16 protein-coding genes are annotated in these 19,737 nt (G+C 36.1%); 1 reads left to right on the top strand and 15 read right to left on the bottom strand.

The window, feature by feature from the left end:
• Positions 1-54: 54 nt before the first annotated feature.
• From NSQ59_RS12500 to NSQ59_RS12460, 9 genes are all read right to left on the bottom strand, one after another.
• The gene (locus NSQ59_RS12500) at positions 55-1,662 is read right to left on the bottom strand and encodes an APC family permease (RefSeq protein ID WP_055739651.1); all 1,608 of its coding nucleotides are present in this window, start codon (positions 1,660-1,662) and stop codon (positions 55-57) included.
• Positions 1,663-1,916: 254 nt separating this feature from the next.
• Positions 1,917-2,675, bottom strand: coding sequence for an ABC transporter permease (locus NSQ59_RS12495; RefSeq protein ID WP_055739650.1), 759 nt, complete (start codon positions 2,673-2,675; stop codon positions 1,917-1,919).
• Positions 2,672-3,415, bottom strand: coding sequence for an ABC transporter ATP-binding protein (locus tag NSQ59_RS12490; RefSeq protein WP_340831479.1), 744 nt, complete (start codon positions 3,413-3,415; stop codon positions 2,672-2,674). The genes NSQ59_RS12495 and NSQ59_RS12490 overlap by 4 nt, the downstream gene beginning before the upstream one ends.
• Before the next feature lie 156 nt (positions 3,416-3,571).
• Positions 3,572-4,306: a YqcI/YcgG family protein gene (locus NSQ59_RS12485; RefSeq protein ID WP_055741217.1), complete on the bottom strand. Its 735-nt coding sequence runs from the start codon at positions 4,304-4,306 to the stop codon at positions 3,572-3,574.
• Between the two features lie 410 nt (positions 4,307-4,716).
• Positions 4,717-6,162, bottom strand: a complete 1,446-nt coding sequence (gene glgA, locus NSQ59_RS12480) for a glycogen synthase GlgA (RefSeq protein WP_340831476.1) — start codon at positions 6,160-6,162, stop codon at positions 4,717-4,719.
• A 13-nt stretch (positions 6,163-6,175) separates the two neighbouring features.
• A complete protein-coding gene (glgD, locus tag NSQ59_RS12475; RefSeq protein ID WP_340833158.1) occupies positions 6,176-7,282 on the bottom strand; it encodes a glucose-1-phosphate adenylyltransferase subunit GlgD in 1,107 nt (368 codons plus the stop codon).
• 23 nt (positions 7,283-7,305) lie between these two features.
• Positions 7,306-8,463 (bottom strand): glucose-1-phosphate adenylyltransferase, encoded by a 1,158-nt coding sequence (locus tag NSQ59_RS12470; protein ID WP_055739647.1) that lies wholly within the window; start codon positions 8,461-8,463, stop codon positions 7,306-7,308.
• Positions 8,411-10,396 carry a 1,4-alpha-glucan branching protein GlgB gene (gene glgB, locus NSQ59_RS12465; RefSeq protein ID WP_126647040.1) on the bottom strand — a complete coding sequence of 662 codons (1,986 nt, stop codon included), beginning with the start codon at positions 10,394-10,396 and terminating at the stop codon, positions 8,411-8,413. The genes NSQ59_RS12470 and glgB overlap by 53 nt, the downstream gene beginning before the upstream one ends.
• Positions 10,397-10,685: 289 nt before the next feature.
• On the bottom strand, positions 10,686-11,723 hold the full coding sequence (locus tag NSQ59_RS12460) for a glycoside hydrolase family 15 protein (protein ID WP_126647041.1): 1,038 nt from the start codon (positions 11,721-11,723) through the stop codon (positions 10,686-10,688).
• An 881-nt stretch (positions 11,724-12,604) separates the two neighbouring features.
• Between NSQ59_RS12460 and NSQ59_RS12455 the strand changes: the two genes are divergently transcribed.
• Positions 12,605-13,114 (top strand): hypothetical protein, encoded by a 510-nt coding sequence (locus NSQ59_RS12455; protein WP_055739643.1) that lies wholly within the window; start codon positions 12,605-12,607, stop codon positions 13,112-13,114.
• A gap of 261 nt (positions 13,115-13,375) precedes the next feature.
• Here NSQ59_RS12455 and NSQ59_RS12450 read toward each other — a convergent pair whose 3' ends face one another.
• From NSQ59_RS12450 to NSQ59_RS12425, 6 genes are all read right to left on the bottom strand, one after another.
• Entirely contained in the window at positions 13,376-14,017 is a 642-nt protein-coding gene (locus NSQ59_RS12450) for a spore coat protein (RefSeq protein ID WP_340831472.1), read from the bottom strand.
• A gap of 247 nt (positions 14,018-14,264) precedes the next feature.
• Entirely contained in the window at positions 14,265-14,693 is a 429-nt protein-coding gene (locus NSQ59_RS12445; RefSeq protein ID WP_340831470.1) for a cell wall hydrolase, read from the bottom strand.
• A gap of 158 nt (positions 14,694-14,851) precedes the next feature.
• Positions 14,852-16,276, bottom strand: a complete 1,425-nt coding sequence (locus tag NSQ59_RS12440; protein ID WP_055739640.1) for an NAD-dependent succinate-semialdehyde dehydrogenase — start codon at positions 16,274-16,276, stop codon at positions 14,852-14,854.
• A gap of 140 nt (positions 16,277-16,416) precedes the next feature.
• Positions 16,417-16,596, bottom strand: a complete 180-nt coding sequence (locus NSQ59_RS12435) for an H-type small acid-soluble spore protein (protein ID WP_340831468.1) — start codon at positions 16,594-16,596, stop codon at positions 16,417-16,419.
• Positions 16,597-16,760: 164 nt separating this feature from the next.
• The gene (locus NSQ59_RS12430) at positions 16,761-18,695 is read right to left on the bottom strand and encodes an endonuclease MutS2 (protein ID WP_055739638.1); all 1,935 of its coding nucleotides are present in this window, start codon (positions 18,693-18,695) and stop codon (positions 16,761-16,763) included.
• Positions 18,696-19,116: 421 nt separating this feature from the next.
• Positions 19,117-19,698, bottom strand: a complete 582-nt coding sequence (locus NSQ59_RS12425; RefSeq protein ID WP_340831465.1) for a YitT family protein — start codon at positions 19,696-19,698, stop codon at positions 19,117-19,119.
• Positions 19,699-19,737 lie beyond the last annotated feature (39 nt).

Raw genomic sequence — 19,737 nt, 5'->3', positions numbered from 1 at the left:
AAATCCATAAACTTTCTTGTGCTGGCACTTTATTTCTGGAGCAGTTAATTTTCTTTATACAATCTTCCTTTCCTGCTCAGTACCATATGCTTTTTGGTTCACATCCTCTGCTTCCTTTAGATACTGATTTTCCCAAGCACTTTTCACGCCCCAGTAATAAAAGATAATCGAAAGAACAACCAGAAACACGAAATCCCAACCGTACTTAATTACATTTATTCCGCCAAACTTCTCGCTGCCTATATAAGAAAACAGCGCCATGACGATTAGATACACAATCAGCCATCCGCTTGCTTTCAAATCTTTTCTAAAGCCGGCCCATTTATTTTTTACTTGATAATAGAAATAAAGCGGCAAACCGATAATCATAATAAACATTACTTCACCAGTTAGCGGCCATCTTGCCCAATATAAGATGAACGTTGCAAAGATGAAACCTAATGGTGCAATTATGGAAATTCCCTTTATTCTTAAGGGTCTTCGTAAATGAACACCAATTCTCCTCAAGGCCATCACGGATATAGGTCCGCAAATATAAGAGATGATAGTTGCTACAGAAATGATTTCCGCTAAGGCTCCCCAACCTCTAAACAAAAAGAGAAAGATTAAACTGACAACAAGATTAAAAAACATTGCAGGTCTCGGTACCCCATAAAACGGATGAATTTTTCCAAATATCTTTGGAAAATATCCATTTTCCTCCATACCGTAAATCATCCTTGCTGTTGTGGCAGTGTAAGTGGTCCCGGTACCTGATGGGGAAACAAATGCATCTAAATATAGGACAATTGCCAACCAATTAATCCCGAGTGCAATTGCGAGGTTTGCAAATGGAGAACTAAATTGAATAGTACCCCATCCTTTTGCAGCCAGTGACGGATTCACAGCCCCGATAAAGGTAATTTGCAATAATACATAAATAATAACGGCAATAAGCAGCGATCCAATGATTGCGATTGGAATCGATCGCTTTGGATTTCTCGCTTCGCCAGCCATATTAATAGGACTTTGAAATCCATTAAACGAAAAGACAATGCCTGATATTGCTACAGCCGTAAAGACACCTGACCACCCATTGGGGGTAAACCCTTGAGAAGGAAGATGGAAATTACCAGGATGAAAACCAGCTGTCATTATTCCTACAATCGTTAAGAGTGGTATGACAATTTTAAAAACAGTAATTATATTGTTTGCTCTCGAGAATAATTGCACTGTCCAATAATTTAAAAAGAAATAGATAAGTAAAAGCACAATGACGAGTACAATTCCAAAAAGAGTTAAATCATTACCGTTCATAAGGGACTTAGTCCAAGCAAACGGCCATGAATGCATGTATTGTATCGAGGCAATTGCTTCTGTTGGAATTACGGAAACGATTGCAATCCAGTTCGCCCATGCCGCAATAAAACCGACGAAGGATCCGTGTGTATATTGTGCATAACGAACCATTCCACCCGACTCTGGAAACATGGAACCGAGTTCAGCATAAGTTAGTGCAATGAAAAGGATGACAATCATCCCAATAATCCATGAAAATATTGCAGCAGGTCCAGCAATTCCAGCCGCCCTCCAAGCACCAAATAACCAGCCTGATCCTATGATGGATCCTAAACCAGTCATCATTAAACTGAATGTCCCCATACTTCTTTTAATAGAGCTCATGTAACATACCCCTTTCAAATGTTGTGAAAAATATTATTTTATAATAACTTCCAATTTATTTACCCATTTTTCAAAATAATAAAACTTCTACGCGATATTATATTGCTATAATTTACTCCGATAAGTAACTAAGCAAAAAGTCACTGGACTATTTACCACCCGCAAATTATTTCCCGAAATTTAAACAAATGACAGATAAGCTCATGAAAAAAAGCACATGGTTTATCCAAGTGCTTTGTAAATTATCTATATAATTAATTCCAGTCTTCTATCACCAATTGCTGATATTTATTAAATAAACTAGGGTAAATCAATAATCCCAAAATAATTCCGGTAAAAGCAGCGGCAGCCATAATCATAAAGACAATAAGCAGCTGGAGCCTCACAGCGTGAATTGGATCTGCCCCAGCAACAATTTGCCCCGTCATCATGCCAGGCAATTGAACCAAACCAATTGTTCTTTGGCTTTCTATCGTTGGGATTAGGCTAGATCGAATCGATTCTTTAATAATCGGAAAAATTGCTTGCTTTGGTGTACTGCCTAAAGACAACAGTAAAATGACCTCTTGTTTTCTTAAATTTAAATCTGCCTTTAAACGATTTAAATACAAGCTTGCAATGACCATCGAGTTTCCGATAACCATTCCGCTTATGGGGATAATATACTGCGGTGTAGCAGGGATTATATGAACACCGAGTAGAAATGCCATCGTTATCGATTCCACTGCTAAAATCGTAATAAAAATTTTCCACGTAATATGACGTAAACCTTTTGCACGTTTTACAGCATTTCTAGCAGCTACATAAATCATGGCTAGAAGCATGATGATAATAGCAATTGGATGATTTAATCCAAAAACTAATTTTAATACATACCCAATAATTAACAATTGAATGGTTGCACGGACAGATGTAATTAAAAGGTCTTTTCCCAGTCCTAATTTAAACGATTTTGATAGAATGAGAGCAGCAAATACAAAACCAAAGCTAAGAAAAAGCGCTAGTGTATTCATGGTAAATCCGTCATCCCCTTTGCCAGGAATTGCTTTGTTCTATCGTCTTTTGGGGAGGTGAAAAACGATTCAGTCGGGCTATGTTCGACCAGTTCCCCGTTCACAATCAACCAGCTGTGTGTTCCCACTCTTCTCGCTTGATCTAAATCATGAGTAACCCAAAGGATGGTTGTATTCTCTTCTTTATGTAAATTTAATATCAAATGCTCAATTTCCCTAACGGAACTAGGATCCAATGCGGAAGTAATCTCATCAAGTAATAAGATAGAAGGACGATTCACTAACGTTCTCGCCAATCCCAATCGTTGCCTTTGCCCGCCTGATAGATCTTGAACATTTTTATGTAACAAGGACTCTGGAAGACTGACTTTTTCAAGAAATTGTTCAGGATGGTCTATATTCATTTGATGAATACTTGCAGGAAGTAGCAAATTATCTAGAACTGTTCCGGGTATCATCGGTGCGGCTTGAAAAGCAATTCCTACCGTCTGTCTTAATTCCGGTATATTCCAATTTCTTACTTCCTTGCCGTAGATGAAAACGTCCCCTTCGTCTGGAGTTAATAATAAATTACACATGGATAAAATCGTACTTTTACCAGATCCAGATGGCCCAAGGATCGTAACAATTGAACCATTTTCAATAGTTCCATTGATATGGTTAAGCACTCGTTCAACCTTCCCATTTGTGGAAAAAGACTTAGAAACTCCCCTCAATTCCACAGTATTCGATTCCAACATGTTATCTACCTCTCAACTAAAATTAGATAACATAAGAGTACCATAATCTTTACGAAATCTAACGTTTACATTGTAAAAAAAATACACATCAAAAAATCATCTATGTATTTATTCTCCGTAAAGAAAAAAACACCTAATTTGATTAATAGGTGTTTTTTAATTCTTCCAGAATTTCCTAAATGGACAGGAAGGTAAGGAAGTATCATCATCTCGCAAATAATATTGCTTCCATTCAAAATTATCATTTTGACCGTACCATTTTAAATCAGGATGTGGCGGGGCATTATCATATTCCTCCAAACGAGCACGGATGATTTTTTTCATTTTATTCGCTTTAGCAATAGAAGAACTAAATTCATCAAGTACCCACCTAGGGGTAATTGCCAGCATAAAGTATGGAAAATGTCTGCTTTTCCTTTTTTCATGAGCAGGTGTTGCACAATAAATAAAATACCGTTCGTTATTATAGCAAAATTCCCAAGTAGGATCATTTGGATCAGGGGAAATCGTTTCAACCCATTCCTCTTCATCCAATGTGCTTACTCGGTTTAATAGCCCCCAAAAAAGCTGTTCAAAATCATTTACCGTGTAATTACTTTGCAGCTTCAGCGGCGTCTCAAAAAAGATAATAAGGGCTGTATATATTCCCATCTCTCTTGAAGCTTCACCGTAGGTTTTTAATAATTCGGCTAATTCAAACGAAGCCTTCTCTTTCCTCGGATCACTTGCAAAGCCAAATCTCATGTGGTTTAATTTATATCCTTGATAAGCTGGAATACATGGGAATTTTAATGTTTTATGTGTAATCTTCTCATCAAAAGCAAGAAAAGCATCTTGTTGCCATTTGTCCAATGAGGCTAATAATATATCTTGATCATATAAGATAACCATCGGCACATACCTCCCCCTTTACCTTATTAAAAGTTGAAGGAGTGGGTGACTGTCCTAGATTTTTAGATGAACTCATATAGGCAATTGCTTTCTTTTCGTAAACAGTTAGAAATTGGGACAAGTTTGGATAATTACTTGGTAGTGCATAAAGAACAAATGTTTGCTGATTTCCTTTTGACTAATTCTAAAGATCAAGTAGAAATTGCTTTCACAGTGAAATGTCCTTGACTAGCTCTAAAGGACAAGTTTGAGGTGATTTCCGGGTGAGATGTCCTTTTGACGGAGCTTAAGAACAATATTTGATTATTTTACACGTGTATTGTCCTTTATCTGGGATAACCAGGAAATTAACATGAACCATAAAAAAAAATGCACGAAAGCAGCTTCGCACATGTCCAACCGATCCAATATTATATTCGCACCAACTTATTCTGCAAAAGCCCTTCGTAAATAGCTTTATATTGCTCTGATGAAGCTTCCCAGCTAAAATCAAGGTGCATGACCCGACCAACTAATTCTCTCCACTTATTTGGCTGGAACCGAAATAACCAAACTGCCCTTTCTATCGTGTATAGCATATCATGGGCATTGTAGTGCTGGAAACTAAAGGCATAGCCCTCATTCGTAAACTCATTGAAAGGAATTACTGTATCAGATAGACCGCCGGTTTCCCTTACAATTGGCAAGGTGCCATATCTCATTGCTAATAGCTGCCCAATTCCGCATGGCTCAAACTGTGACGGCATTAAAAATAGATCAGAACCCGCATAAATTTTTCTGGCTAGGACTTCGTTAAAATAAGGATGATAGGATATTTTACCTTGATACTTTTCGGCAAGCTGCTTAAAGGCATTTTCATATCGTTCCTCACCAGTTCCCAGTATAATCAAGTGAACATTTAGACCCATGATTTCATGTATTACACGTAAAACTAAGTCAATTCCCTTTTGCTCTACTAGTCTTGTAACCATTGAGATGACAGGAATTTCCTGATTAACTGACAAAGATAATTCTTCCTGCAGCTTTGCCTTGTTCAGCATTTTTTCATCATAATCTGCAAACCTTGTAAAAATATGTTCATCCGTTTTAGGATTATATAATTCATAATCTAATCCATTAATGATCCCAATTAGATGATTACCTTGTTTTCGCAGGAAGCCATCTAATCCTTCACCGTAATATGGCATTTGAATTTCTTCTGCATATTTCGGACTTACCGTTGTCAAATAATCTGCATAAGCAAGGCCAGCTTTTAAATAACTGACATTCCCGTGATATTCCATTCCGTCCATATGAAAATACAATTCACTTAAATCTAACAAATCTGCCAACACTGTTTTTGGATAATTGCCTTGATAGCGTAAATTGTGGATGGTAAATACAGTCTTAATATTTTTATATAAAGGATGATTTTTATAGTGTGCTTTCAACAAAACACTGATTGGACCTGTTTGCCAATCATGGCAATGGATGATATCTGGCTTATCTTTTAAAAAGGGAATTGCTTCTAACACAGCTCTTGAAAAAAAGGCAAAGCGTTCACCATCATCAAAGAATCCATAGCTCCCATGTCTTTTAAAATAATACTCATTATCAAGAAAATAGTAGTGAATTCCATCATTTTCTATTAGCTCAATCCCACAAAACGCGCGTCTCCATCCAACTGGGACCTCGATGCTTTCCAATAGTACCATCTGTTCTTTAAAATGATTGGACAAATCACCGTATTTCGGCAAAATCACACTTACACCGATGCCTTGTTTTTTCAACGCTTTTGGCAGAGCCCCTATTACATCACCAAGACCGCCCGTTTTGATAAAAGGGACACATTCTGATGCAGCAAATAATATATTCATCTCCCGACCTCCATTAAATAATTTCTGCCTTTTTAATGACTCTTGGCCGGTGGTCGCCAGTTACGACTCGATCCTTAGTGATTTTTGCCTGTTTATCCGTAATCACATTATCTACAAATGCACCTTCTTCAATTTCACCCTTTTGCATAATGATGCTGTTTTTTACGACGGCACCCTTTTTCACTTTTACTCCGCGAAATATGATGCTGTTTTCGACTGTTCCTTCGATTTCACAACCATTTGCAATTAGTGAATTCGAAACACAGGAGGAGGCGGAATATTTAGCAGGTGCTTCGTGCTTAATCTTCGTATAAACTGACCAATTATCACGGAAAAAGGAACTTGCAATATCCCTATTAAGAAATGCCATATTACTATCGTGAAAGCTTTCAATAGAATGAATGAACGGCAAACTGCCCACGAATTCATAGCCGGTAATCATTAATTTATTCAAGTTTGCTTTCACAATATCTTTTAAAAAGTCATATTCATCATTTTCCGTACACTTTTTAATTAAATCTATTAAAATATATTTATTAATAATATAGGTTTCTAAACATATGTCTTGGCCATGGCGCGGAAATGTATATAAATCAATATCGCTAATAACGCCTGTTTTATCGATACTGCAGCGGTGATACATCGGTTTTTGTACAGGCGTTCCATCATATTTTTTGTACACTACCGTTATATCTGCTTTCTTATTGCGATGCTCACGAATAATCTCCGTAAAGTCCATTTTACAAACTTGGTGTCCAGGTGTAATGATTACTGTATCTGCTGCCGAACGCTGAAAAAATTCAATATGGTCTTGAAACTGCTGAAGATCCCCTTTTATTTCTTTTTCCGGGTGAATCGGAGGTAAAATAAATAATCCCCCTGTACGGCGGTCGAGATCCCATTCCTTACCGGATCCTAAATGATCCATTACAGACCGGTATTTTTCCTTAGTAAAAACAGCGACAGATTTTACCCTTGCATGGATAAAATTGGATAACGTAAAATCTATAAGACGGTAGCGTCCGGCAAAAGGGACGGAGGCTAAGCAACGATTGTATGTTAATTCCTTTAAAAAATTCTTTTCATTTATAAGATTTATAATTCCAACTACACTATCCAACATTCATCGTCCCTTCATAGGTTTCAAAGTACTTCTTTCAATTGGAAAGAAATTCTTTGATTATCGCCAATTAATGTAATTTCATCATGTTCGTTTGCAGAACCAATTACAGCACCATCTTCAATAACCGTATTGGATGCAATAATAGCTCGGTTAATAGTTACGTTATTACCAATTGTCACGTCTGGCATAATGACCGAATGATTAATAATAGATCCATATCCAACCTGGACATTATAAGATAAAATGGAATGCTCTACTTGCCCATAGATACTGCACCCTTCATTCACCAAAGATTGCTTTACAACTCCTTCTGCTGAAATAAATTGCGGTGGATGGTTCGCATTACCTGCATAAATATTCCACCGGGAATCGTTTAAGGAAAAGGCTGGTGTATCACCTAATAGATCCATATGTGCTTCCCATAAACTGCGAACAGTTCCGACATCCTTCCAATAACCGTTAAATTGATATGCGTACATATTAACCCTATCGGCCAACATTTTCGGAATAATATTTTTGCCAAAATCGTTGGATGACGTAGCATCTTCCTCATCCTGTATTAAATATTGCTTTAATAATTTCCAATTAAATAGGTATACCCCCATAGAGGCTAGGTTGTTCTTCGGAAATGGCGGTTTTTCTTCAAATTCCAGAATCTTTTTCGATTCACTTGTATTCATAATTCCGAAACGACTTGCCTCTTGCCAAGGAACTTGAATAACGGCAATCGTTGCCTGTGAGCCTTTCTCGATGTGATACTCCAGTAAGCGATTATAATCCATTTTGTAAATGTGATCTCCGGAAATAACAAGAACGTATTCAGGATTATATTGGTTAATATAATGAATATTTTGATACACGGCATTTGCTGTACCTTTATACCACTTTCCTCCATCTTTTCCCCAATAAGGCGGAAGGACTGTTACCCCTCCAAAATTGCGATCTAAATCCCATGCTCTTCCATTTCCTACATAATCATTTAATAAATGAGGTTCATACTGTGTTAAAACTCCTACTGTATCAATTCCGGAATGAGTGCAATTGCTTAATGTAAAATCGATAATTCGATATTTTCCACCAAATGGTACTGCAGGCTTTGCGAGTGTCTCCGTTAATTCTCCTAATCTAGTTCCCTGCCCTCCCGCTAATAACATGGCTATCCATTTTTTTGATCCCATTATCCATAACATCCTTCCGTCGCTTTTTTGTTTCCTTCATGAATATGGTCATTCCAAGTGAAGGGACAGTAATCTCCATACTATATGGTTGATGATGAAAAGGTGCTCTTTCTGCTTGTAACCGCTGCTCATTACATTGTCCAGACCCTCCAAATGAGCGATCATCACTGTTAAATACTTCTAGGTAGTTTCCATACGACGGAACCCCAATACGAAAGCCATTATATGGGGTATCTGAAAAATTACATACAACAATACAATAATCTCCTTTGCGTTTTCCTTTTCTAATAAAAACTATGATACTCTGCGTTTTATTATTCGGGTCCACCCATTCAAAACCGTCTGATTCATGATCCAGTCTCCACAAACACGACACATTTTTGTAAAAATAATTCAATTGAACAAGATAATGGTAAAATTTAGAATGAGATTCATAATCAAATAGATTCCAATCCAACTCAGTTAAATCCTTCCATTCGTCAAACTGAGCAAACTCTGAGCCCATAAATAAGAGCTTTTTCCCGGGATGGGTCATGTAATAACCATAAAGTAAGCGAAGATTGGCAAATTTCTGTTCATAATTACCTGGCATTTTGTTCAATAATGATCGCTTTCCATACACGACTTCATCATGAGAAAATGGAAGTACAAAGTTTTCAGAAAAGGTGTAAAAAAAGGAAAAGGTAAGTAAGTCATGATGAAATTGCCTTTCGTGCATGTCCAGCTGCATATAGCGCAAAATATCATTTGCCCATCCCATATTCCATTTATAATTAAAGCCGAGGCCACCGGAGTAAGTTGGTTTACTTACAAGCGGATAAGCAGTTGCTTCTTCTGCCATCATTAAAATCCCTGGATGCTTTTGAAAAACTGCTTCATTCAAGGATTTTATAAATTGAATGGCCGCCAGGTTCTCCTCTCCGCCATTTTTATTTTTTAATGTTACATTTACATGATTATCATGATTCAAATAAATCATGGATGAAACGGCATCTATTCGAAAACCGTCAACATGATAAACATCAAGCCAAAACATGGCATTGGATAGAAGGAAACTACGAACCTCGGGCTTTTCAAAATCAAAATTATAGGTACCCCAATTTGGCCTTTCCGCTTTTAAAGGATCAAAAGACTCATATAAAGGAGTACCGTCAAAGCGTCCTAAACCATGCGCATCTTTGCAAAAATGAACCGGAACCCAATCTAAAATTACTCCGATCCCCCTTTGATGACATTGGTCAATGAAATACATTAATTCTTCAGGTGTACCATAACGGCTCGTTGCAGAAAAATATCCGGTTATTTGATATCCCCATGAGCGATCAAATGGGTGTTCCATGATAGGCATGATTTCGATATGGGTAAAACCACTTTGAATGACATGATTTAGCAAGGAATCGACAAGTTCCATATAGCTGTAAAAATCCCCATTTGCCTTTTTTCTCCATGAGCCGAGATGTACTTCGTAAATGAGCATAGGTTTATGGTAGATGTCCTTCTTCTTTCTAGTTTCCATCCATTTTTGATCTTGCCATTCATATTTGTTTAGTGTGTAGATAATGGATGCAGTGTTTGGTCGTTTTTCAGAGTAAAAGGCAAACGGATCCGCTTTTAATATTTTTTCACCATGTGCAGTATGTATTTCATACTTATAAAAATCACCTTCTCTCAATTCAGGTATAAACAAAGCCCATGTTCCAGAATGCTGAATTCGTTCCATTTTATGCCTGGAACCATCCCAACCATTGAAATCTCCTACTACTGAGACACTTAGGGCATTTGGTGCCCAAACTAAAAAGCGAACTCCTTTTATTTCTTCTAGTTCGGTTAGATGTGCACCAAATATTTTATACCCTTCATAAAGAGTGCCTTCATGAAAAAGATGTAAATCAAACTCTGCTGGACACGGTATTGAACTTATTTTTATCGCCATTACGTCACCTCCGTATATTCTGTAATTTACCGATTGACATGATGTGTAATTTCCTACCTTTAAAAAGGCATATTACAAAGGAAAAAACATCTTCATCAATATCTTTTTCCTTTTCGAAAATTGCCACTTTAGCACGACAACGCGGGATAAACATACTTTCTAGGTATATATAAGTATATCCTTCCACGAAACATGTCTAGTTTTGTCAAGAACAGATTACAGGTCTAAAGTCATCCTACAAAAGAGAAAAAAAGCGCTCTTCCCCTAAATTGGAAGAGCGAGATCATCATTATTCTTCATTCGCTGCATAAGAAGATGTATTCTTAATTAAATCTTTATTTCTTATTTGTTTTAAAAACAAATAAGATAAAGAAACGGCCCAAGCAAGCGGAGTATTACCATTTGGTACATTGGTCCCTCCGATATATAATTCGGGAATCTCCCAATTTTCCGAAATGATTCTTTCTGTCTTCAGTCTATATTCTTGCACTTTATGAAACATTCCCAATTCCATAAAACATAAACCAAGCCAAGGAAATCCGAAACACCATTCCGCTTCACTGCCTTCATTATAGTACTGGTCATGTTGATAGCGAATACATCCATTAGATCGTTCAAGATCATTTACTACATTTTCAATAATCATAAGAGCTGTCGGCCGGTCGATTATTCTATAAGGGAATATTAAAGAAAGCAAGGCCAAATCTGTATCCTTCGTAACACTTTCTCTAGGTAATAATAACCTTAGAGTCTCCTCACCCTTTGAAATAAGCTTTGGATTTACTTCCACAAGCATTTTTACTGCGTTTAAACCGGCAACACAAGCTCCCACACTGGAGGCATGCACTTCCATATTTTCTTCCCACATACCATTATCCTCGGTCTGCCAATATTCCAGACACTCTAAATATTTGACAAGCTTCTGAATTATTCTAAGGTCATCTTTATCCCTGATTACCTTTTGACCATGCCTAACACCTTCACCAACTCCCCACAAAAATGCACCGATTGCATCATTTTGTGCGTGCCCCCATTCCACATTCAATTCCTCTAAATCCATGGAATAGCGTGAATGAATATATTCATATAGAAATTTTGGTTTATTTTTTGTGTGAATATCAATTTTCCATTCATACCGTTTAAAGAGATCGAATATTGCATGATAAGCTTTTTCAAAACGCTCTGATGGTGTATATAGAAACGGTAATGTCGAATAGAAAACATCGCGAATCCAAACATAACTGTAATCTTTAGAAGGGCTTGCAATATATGCTCCGTTCGGTAGACGCATTTGATCTAGGACTTCAATCGCCTTCTCTAAGTTCAAGTCAGATCCACCTCTCAAAAACCATATTTTATGCTGAAACGGTTATATTACTCCGTATTTATTATTTTTTACATTATAGGTAAGTACTAAACTAATGTACTACCAATATTTTATGTAAAAGCTTACATTTTTGATAATAAGAATAGCGGAAGTATCCTGCCCAAAGCGGGGCAGCCATTACGTTTTTTCGACGCAAAAGTTAAGAAACATGGCAAAGGACAACTCGATGTAGGGGGGAATCAGTATAAAACAGATACTAATTAAGGGAGGGTTAAAATTAACTATGCTCACTACAAATAAAAGGACTTTATATAAGAAATGAGTAAACGGTACAACACGCAACTTTAGTTACATAAATCTTCCTTATTTTTGAAATCCTAATGAGTGACAATAAAAGGATGTGATCATTCATTGGCATTTTCTATCATTTTTTATATAGCGTGGATAAGTATAACAGCATTTTATGCGAAGAAAAAACAGTTTTCTAAACTGGAAAATTCAGCACTATTTTTTTGTATATTAATCATAAATGTAAACTATAGTTGGATCATTTATGATGAATGTAAATTTATTACTTATTCCACATTACCATTGAATTATACCGCTTACATTATATATCGAAGTATAATTATACCAATTCTAATTTTAATGGGAATAAATAGTATTCCTAGAAATCTGACCATTACAAAAAAAGTTATTGGTATCCTTATTTCCTCATTGGTATTACTCCTAATAAAAATTGTTTTGCTTAAACTGGATGTTGTGTATTTTCATAAATGGAGTTTGATTTTTGATTATATATATTTTATCTTTTTATACTCCTTTGGTTATTTTGTTCTTTATTGTTACCACTCATTAATTCTAAAAGGAGAAAAAATTAAATGATTTGGATGGGAAACTTTAGTTTGAATGAGATATCTCTTATTATCTTTAATATTATTAGTTACTTATTAATACTTCTCTTACCCAAAAGACTGAATAATGAAGTAACTTGTATAAGCTTGCTGCTTGGCTTAGCAACCGGAATGTTATTTGACTTTACATTAGGAGGAGGTATATTAGATTTTTACAGACAAAATGACACTAACCACTATGAATTATTCGACTTATTCTATTATTCGTTATTTGCTCCATTTGGGTATTTATTTATGTATTTTTATAACCTGTTACACATTAACAAATTAACTTTTATTTTCTATATCACTTTTTGGGCTTTCTTTGGCATTGCTATGCAATGGATTTTTACACTTCTTCATATCCTTACTTATCAACATAATTATAAGTTAACCTATTCATTTCCGATTTTTTTATTAACTCAAACATTAACCGGGATATTTTACGTTTTCATTACTAAAAAGGATAGTAAAGCCCAACCTAATACAAACAGTTAGAAATTTTATTCTTTTTAAAACTAATAACGATTCGATCATTCTTCCCTTACTTTCAAAGCTCATACGTATGCGTGTAACTTAAAAATTGAAAAAGGACAGCTAATAAATTTAATACGCACACAATATTCGCAATCAACCTATTTTAACGTTTTTACCAAAAGTACGAAAGCCGCATAAACGCTTTTATATAAAAGCTAATGCGGCTTTCTTCTTTGCTAATTCCCTTTTTCTTCAACCCATTATGGATAGCTTTTGTGTAGATTAGTGAGTCATATTATTATTAGGCATTTGCATTTGTTGTCCATTTGCAGGTGCATATGCATTCACCATTTGTTGCATATCCCCGGCAGCGAATTGAGGTACTTGGTAATAATGATGTTTGTTTTGATATAAGGATATTTCATATGCCATTTCGATGCAGTTAGGAATAGAATCCGCAAGTACTCTGCGCACAACAGGATTTGTCGTTTCCATTGCGGCCATTGTTTTCATGCTGGCCGAGGATTTAATGGCACTAAGCATCATGCCAGATACACATTCATCGGTTAACTCACCTACGGATTGTACAGGTTTTTTCGGTTGTGATGGTTGTAAACCGTATACAAAATCATTATTTTGAGTCATTTTATAGCTTTGAGTTGGTACTGCTGGATCTTGTCCGGTTTTAAAGCAATCAACCGTTGTGTTATATTCTTGTTGCATAAATTGGTATTGTCGATCAAGAATCCCTAATAGTTCTTGATCCTTCACATGCTGACGCAGCATAGTATATTGATCCATCGTTCCTATGGCACCCGACAATACTTCAGAAACATCAAGAACTTCATGCCCGCCATGATTCATTTGCTGCGGTATATTTCCTGTATGCATATTTTGATGTGTTTGCCCTTGTTGATTTTGCATTATTACCACCCTTTCAAATTTAGAATCAAACATCTTTTTTATTTTGTATTTTCAAATGAAAGATATACATGATTGAGCATAATTGTGACCCTTTTGAGAATTTAATACGAGACTGGCACGAACGGACAGATGAACCGCACGAAAATAGAGAAAAACGACGTGAATTCAATATTAAACAGACGAATGGATGATTCAAGTCTGCTCCAATTTAAAATAAAAAGAGCCCAAAAGGCTCTTAAATTCTTGATTAGAATGTATTATATACATTTTGACAAGTTTCTGCTGTTGGCTCATAAAAGCAATGTAACTTATATCTCCCTACTAAAGGTTGATTATACCATTGCTGCAGGCAGTCCCCTGGTGGTTTAAAATACCATAAGCTATATTTAGCAGGCCAATGGTACTCACCATTTATTGCTCGCCTTGCTAATGTTTTTTCTCTTTCCCTGGCACGTTGATAAAAATAGCCATGTATAACTGCTTCAAACGCATGTGGCTGATAGATCATTTGCGGAATGGTACGAAGCCCTTGAAAATCAGAACAATTAGCCCGGATACGATTAATACCAACGTTCCCAACTAACATCATTCCTAATACTCCTTCTCCTTCCGCCTCCGCTCTTAATAATCTTGCTAAAAGGGCAATATCAGAATCAGTCGCTTTAACAACCGCCATCCTCTCACCTCCATTGTTGTCATGATTATCATATTTCTTATTAGGTGAAATGATGACGATTCCCTACTGGTTATATTTATTCCCCGAATTAGATTTCCCAGGGAAGCGCAGAATAAGACAATATTATGGTGCGAACTTAGAGGATTTGTCGAAATATATTACAATCCAAGTGAAATATATTTAATTTCTAAATAATCTTCAATGCCAAAATGGCTTCCTTCACGTCCTAATCCACTTTCTTTAAATCCTCCAAACGGTGCTTGTGCTGCGGATGGAGTTCCGTCGTTTAAGCCGATGATTCCGTATTCTAGGCTTTCCGCAATCTGGATTGCTTCTTTAATATTCTCGGTAAATACATATGCAGCTAACCCATAAGGTGTATTATTCGCTCTTTCGACCACTTCTTCGATTGTATCAAAAGTAGTAATGGGAGCAAGCGGTCCAAATGTCTCTTCATACATACAGAACATGTCATCCGTTGCATCAGTGATTACAGTAGGTTCAAAAAAGTACCCATCCAATTCTTTTAACGGATTTCCTCCAACATAAACAGTTCCGCCTTTTTGGATGGCATCTTCAATATGATTATTTACTTTATCCATTGCTTCTTGATTAATTAACGGACCGATGACTACGCCTTCATCTAAACCATTTCCGACTTTAAGACAGGAAACTTTTTCTGTGAATTTTTGTGTAAATTCCTTAACAATGCTTTTATCTACATATATTCGATTTGTACAAACGCACGTTTGTCCGGCATTTCTAAATTTTGATGCTATGGCACCATCTACTGCCTTTTCAATATCTGCATTCGCAGTGACAATAAACGGTGCATGTCCGCCTAATTCGAGCGAAACTTTTTTAACCGTTTCTGCCGCACCGCGCATTAGGATTTTCCCTACCTCTGTTGACCCTGTAAAAGTCAATTTTCGTACTCGACGATCACTTTGCCATACGTTTGCGATGGTCGGTGCATCACCGGTAATAATATTGATGACACCTTTTGGAATCCCCGCCTGTTCGGCTAATTCTACCAACTTTAATGCTGTAAAAGGAGTTTCTTCCGAAGGTTTTAATACCGTAGTACAACCTGCTGCTATAGCTGGTGCAATTTTTCGTGTAATCATGGCAGCTGGGAAATTCCAAGGTGTTATGGCTGCAACGACACCAATGGGTTGCTTTTGAACAAAAATTCGTTTATTTGGATGGGAGGCAGGGATTGTTTCACCGTAAATGCGCTTTGCTTCTTCCGCATACCAGACAATATAATCATTAGCATAGGTAATTTCTCCCTTAGCCTCGTGGAGTGGTTTACCTTGTTCATTCGTCATGATTTCTGCTAAAGTATTCAAATTTTCATCAATTAATTGCGACCATTTCATAAGATATTTACTTCTTTCAGCAGCTGTTCGTTTAGACCAACTTGGCAATGCAGAAAAGGCAGCTGACACAGCTAGTTCTGCTTCCCTCTGTCCTCCATTTGGCACCACTCCAATTTTTTCTTTCGTCGCAGGATTAAACACTTCGATGGTGTCGGCTGATGTCAACCATTCACCATTAATATACATTTTTTCGATATACATACTGTTTCCCCCTAACAATTTTATCATCTAGTTGTTTGTCTATTTATAAGTATATACCTACTTCATTCCCTTTGGAAAAAAAGTGAAACTTAATAGCGAAAAAAAATACCCGCTTCCAAGAGCGGGTACAATTATTTTCCCTATTCTTCAACAAGATCTGCAATTGCCACCTGTGATCTTTCCTCTAATTGTCCTTTTAAATGAACGGTCGCAAGAGTCCCAACTTCATCTATCTTATCTATCCAAACAGATTGACCATGATATTTCACTTCAATATCATCGGGTGATGAAAGAATTTGTTTAACACGTTTTACATCCATGATTCATTCCTCCATATCTTAAAATTCGACACCTTATTTTTCGTCAGGACGAAAAAATTATTCATTTACTAATTGACCTTAAGAAATATTAGTGTTCGTTTTTGTCTCGAAAAGGAACTCGAACGCATACCCATCAGGATCTAAATTACTTTACTTTATTATGATTATTCCTTCTCTTGTTCCCTTTCAATTACTAAACCTTCCATATGTCTTTTCTCCATTATATTGTGCTTTTTCCTGTTTTCTTTTGTTTCAAAAATGATATTAAAGTCATAATCCTCTGGATATAATTCCTTCGCTGCAATGTACAGTTTTAACCTCTTTTGATTATAGGTTCTTTTTTCCTCTTTTACTTGAACAACATAATTCCCCATTGTATCTGGACCATTGTACACGATGCCAAATTCGCCTGTAGAAAGAATCCGAACATTATCCCCTTTGTTAAAGATAACTGATTTCTGTCTTACAAAATCAGTTTGTTTATCCCGAATATGTCGCTGAACGGCTATTTGCTTTTCCATTGTTTTCTTCTTGAACGGGTCTTCTATTAGAAAAGAATATCTTATTTCCTCTTTATAGGTTATTTTATGTGCCTCTTCAATGATTTGCGGATGCATCCCTAATTTGAGGGCTATGGCAAACGCTTGGCTTTCTCCACCTTTTCCAACGATTAAACGATAAGTTGGCTTTAATGTGTCCATATCAAATTCCATTGCTCCATTGACAAAACCATTTTCCCGGTCAGCAAAATCTTTAATTTCACTATAATGGGTAGTTGCTAACATACAAACACCTTTTAAGAAAAAGCGTTTAAGAAGTGCCGTTGCCAATCCCATTCCCTCGCCGGGATCTGTGCCTGAACCTAGTTCATCCAATAGAACAAGACTATGGTCATTTGCTTCCTCCAATAAATGAATAATGTTTTTCATATGGGAACTAAAAGTGCTCAAGTTTTGTTCTATACTTTGACCATCTCCAATATCAAGCAGTACTTTTTGGAAAATGCTAATATGACTTCCTTCAGATACTGGTACATGGAAGCCTGCTTGAGCCATTAATGTCAAAAGGCCCACTGTTTTAATGGTAACGGTCTTCCCACCTGTATTTGGACCGGTAATGACTAATGCCTTATAATCCTTCCCGATTTCCACCGTTAATGGAACAGCATTAGCACCTAGTAATGGGTGTCTTGCTTCTTTTAAAAGTATATAATGTGTGTCATTAATTTCCACACTTCGTCCATTAAGCACCCGCGAATATTTTGCTTTTGCAAATAATACATCGTAATGGACCATCGTCTCGACCGCTAAACGAATTTGGACTTGATTTGCTTCCACTAATCCCGTTAAATAGGTCAAAATCCTCTCTACTTCTGCTTCTTCATACGCCATATAAGAATTAACTTCATCCTGAAATACAGCAATCTCCACAGGCTCAATATATAAGGTGGAGCCGGATGCAGATGTATCTAATACAGTTCCAGGAAATTTACCTTTATATTCTTTTTTAATGGGAATGGCGTATCGTCCATTGCGCTCACTTACAATTGCTTCCTGTAGATAAGATTTATATTTATTCGACTTAACGATTTGCTGAACTTTTTCCTTTAATCGATCTTGTAATATACTAATTTGTTTTCTAAGTTTTAATAATTCTTTACTTGCGTAATCATCCACTCTTCCGTTGCGGATACTTCTTTCCAATTCCTCAAGCAAGCCAGGGAGTTCTTCAATGCTGTATACATAAGCGGAAACTCTTGGTGCTAAATGTTCTTTATCCTTCATAAATCTCTTTAATTTTTTGCAGCAGGATAAAAAATCGATAAGCTTCATAAACTGATCCGGACGTAACGTCATCCCTTTATTCAATTGCTTTAGAATTTGATCGATCCCATTTAAGCCCGAAATAGGGACACTCGAACTTTTTTTCAATATTTCTACTCCCTCACTAACTTCGTCCAGCCAAGAAATAATTTGTTTTTTATTATAGGAAGGGACAATATTTTTTATTTTCTCCTTTCCCAAATCCGTTAAAGCGTATTGTGCAGCTTCTTCTTTAATCCGATTAAATTCTAAAATGTTAAATGTATGTTGATTCAATGTTCTTCCTCCTTAAAATATAAAAAACCGCAGAGTGAACGCTATGTTCATTCTGCGGCTATAGAATCATGTAAATAAGACAAAGAAAATTCAGTCTTAATCCATCTACGAATAATAAAAAATGCTATGTCGAATAGACATAGCTTCGTAGAGTTCTTCTATGTGCTATGAATGCGTTCTTAACAATTCATTCTTTTTCCCAACTCAAATAAACGTTTCCTCTTTGCAATTTTTTTACAAGGAACGTGAGTAAAAAAGAATGACCGTATGAAGTTACGGATTAGTTAAGAACGACACCCAACATAAAATTAACTCCTTTATATAAACCGAATTTTCTTGTCTTATTTTAATTATTACCAACTTTCTATTTATAAATTACTTTATATGGAACGAAATTGTCAATGAAATTTTTGAATATTTTTCAAATATAAATATCCACGGACTTAAAGGATGTAAGGATGCTAACCACAAATCCTACAATGATTACTGTCAACAATGAATACATTAAATGCAAATCTTTTAAGATTACAAGCCCGCATACAATAATTAAAGCATCTATCACTAATATAAAAACTCCTGGATTGATGGAAAAACATTTCGCCATAAGGAGGGACAATAAATCTACACCTCCTGGGCTCGTATGATTCCTCAGCATAATTCCTACTCCGCATCCAATTAATAGCCCTCCAATTGAGGCACTAATAATGATAGGCAAATGGATGATTCCATTTAAAGGGAACATTAAATCAATCATTACGGAAGAAATAATAAGTCCGATTACGCCATTTATAAAATACGTTTGATCAAATTTAAATGCTAATAAATATATTGGGAAATTAATACAAAATATCGTAAGTCCCAACTTGAACCCCAACAAATATTTTAATAATAAACTAATGCCAAAAACTCCTCCATTCAAAAGATGGAGCGGCATAATAAACACATTAATGCCAATACCTATTAAAATACTTGCAACACCAATGATTAAGACCTTCTTTGCCACCTAAATCATCCTTGTCCGCTATTCTTTTTATACAGATAT

Source organism: Margalitia sp. FSL K6-0131, assembly GCF_038008735.1.
Classification (GTDB): Bacteria; Bacillota; Bacilli; order Bacillales; family Bacillaceae_C; genus Margalitia; species Margalitia shackletonii.
Note: the sequence above shows the minus strand (reverse complement) of the source record. Positions and strands in the feature narration are given on the sequence as shown.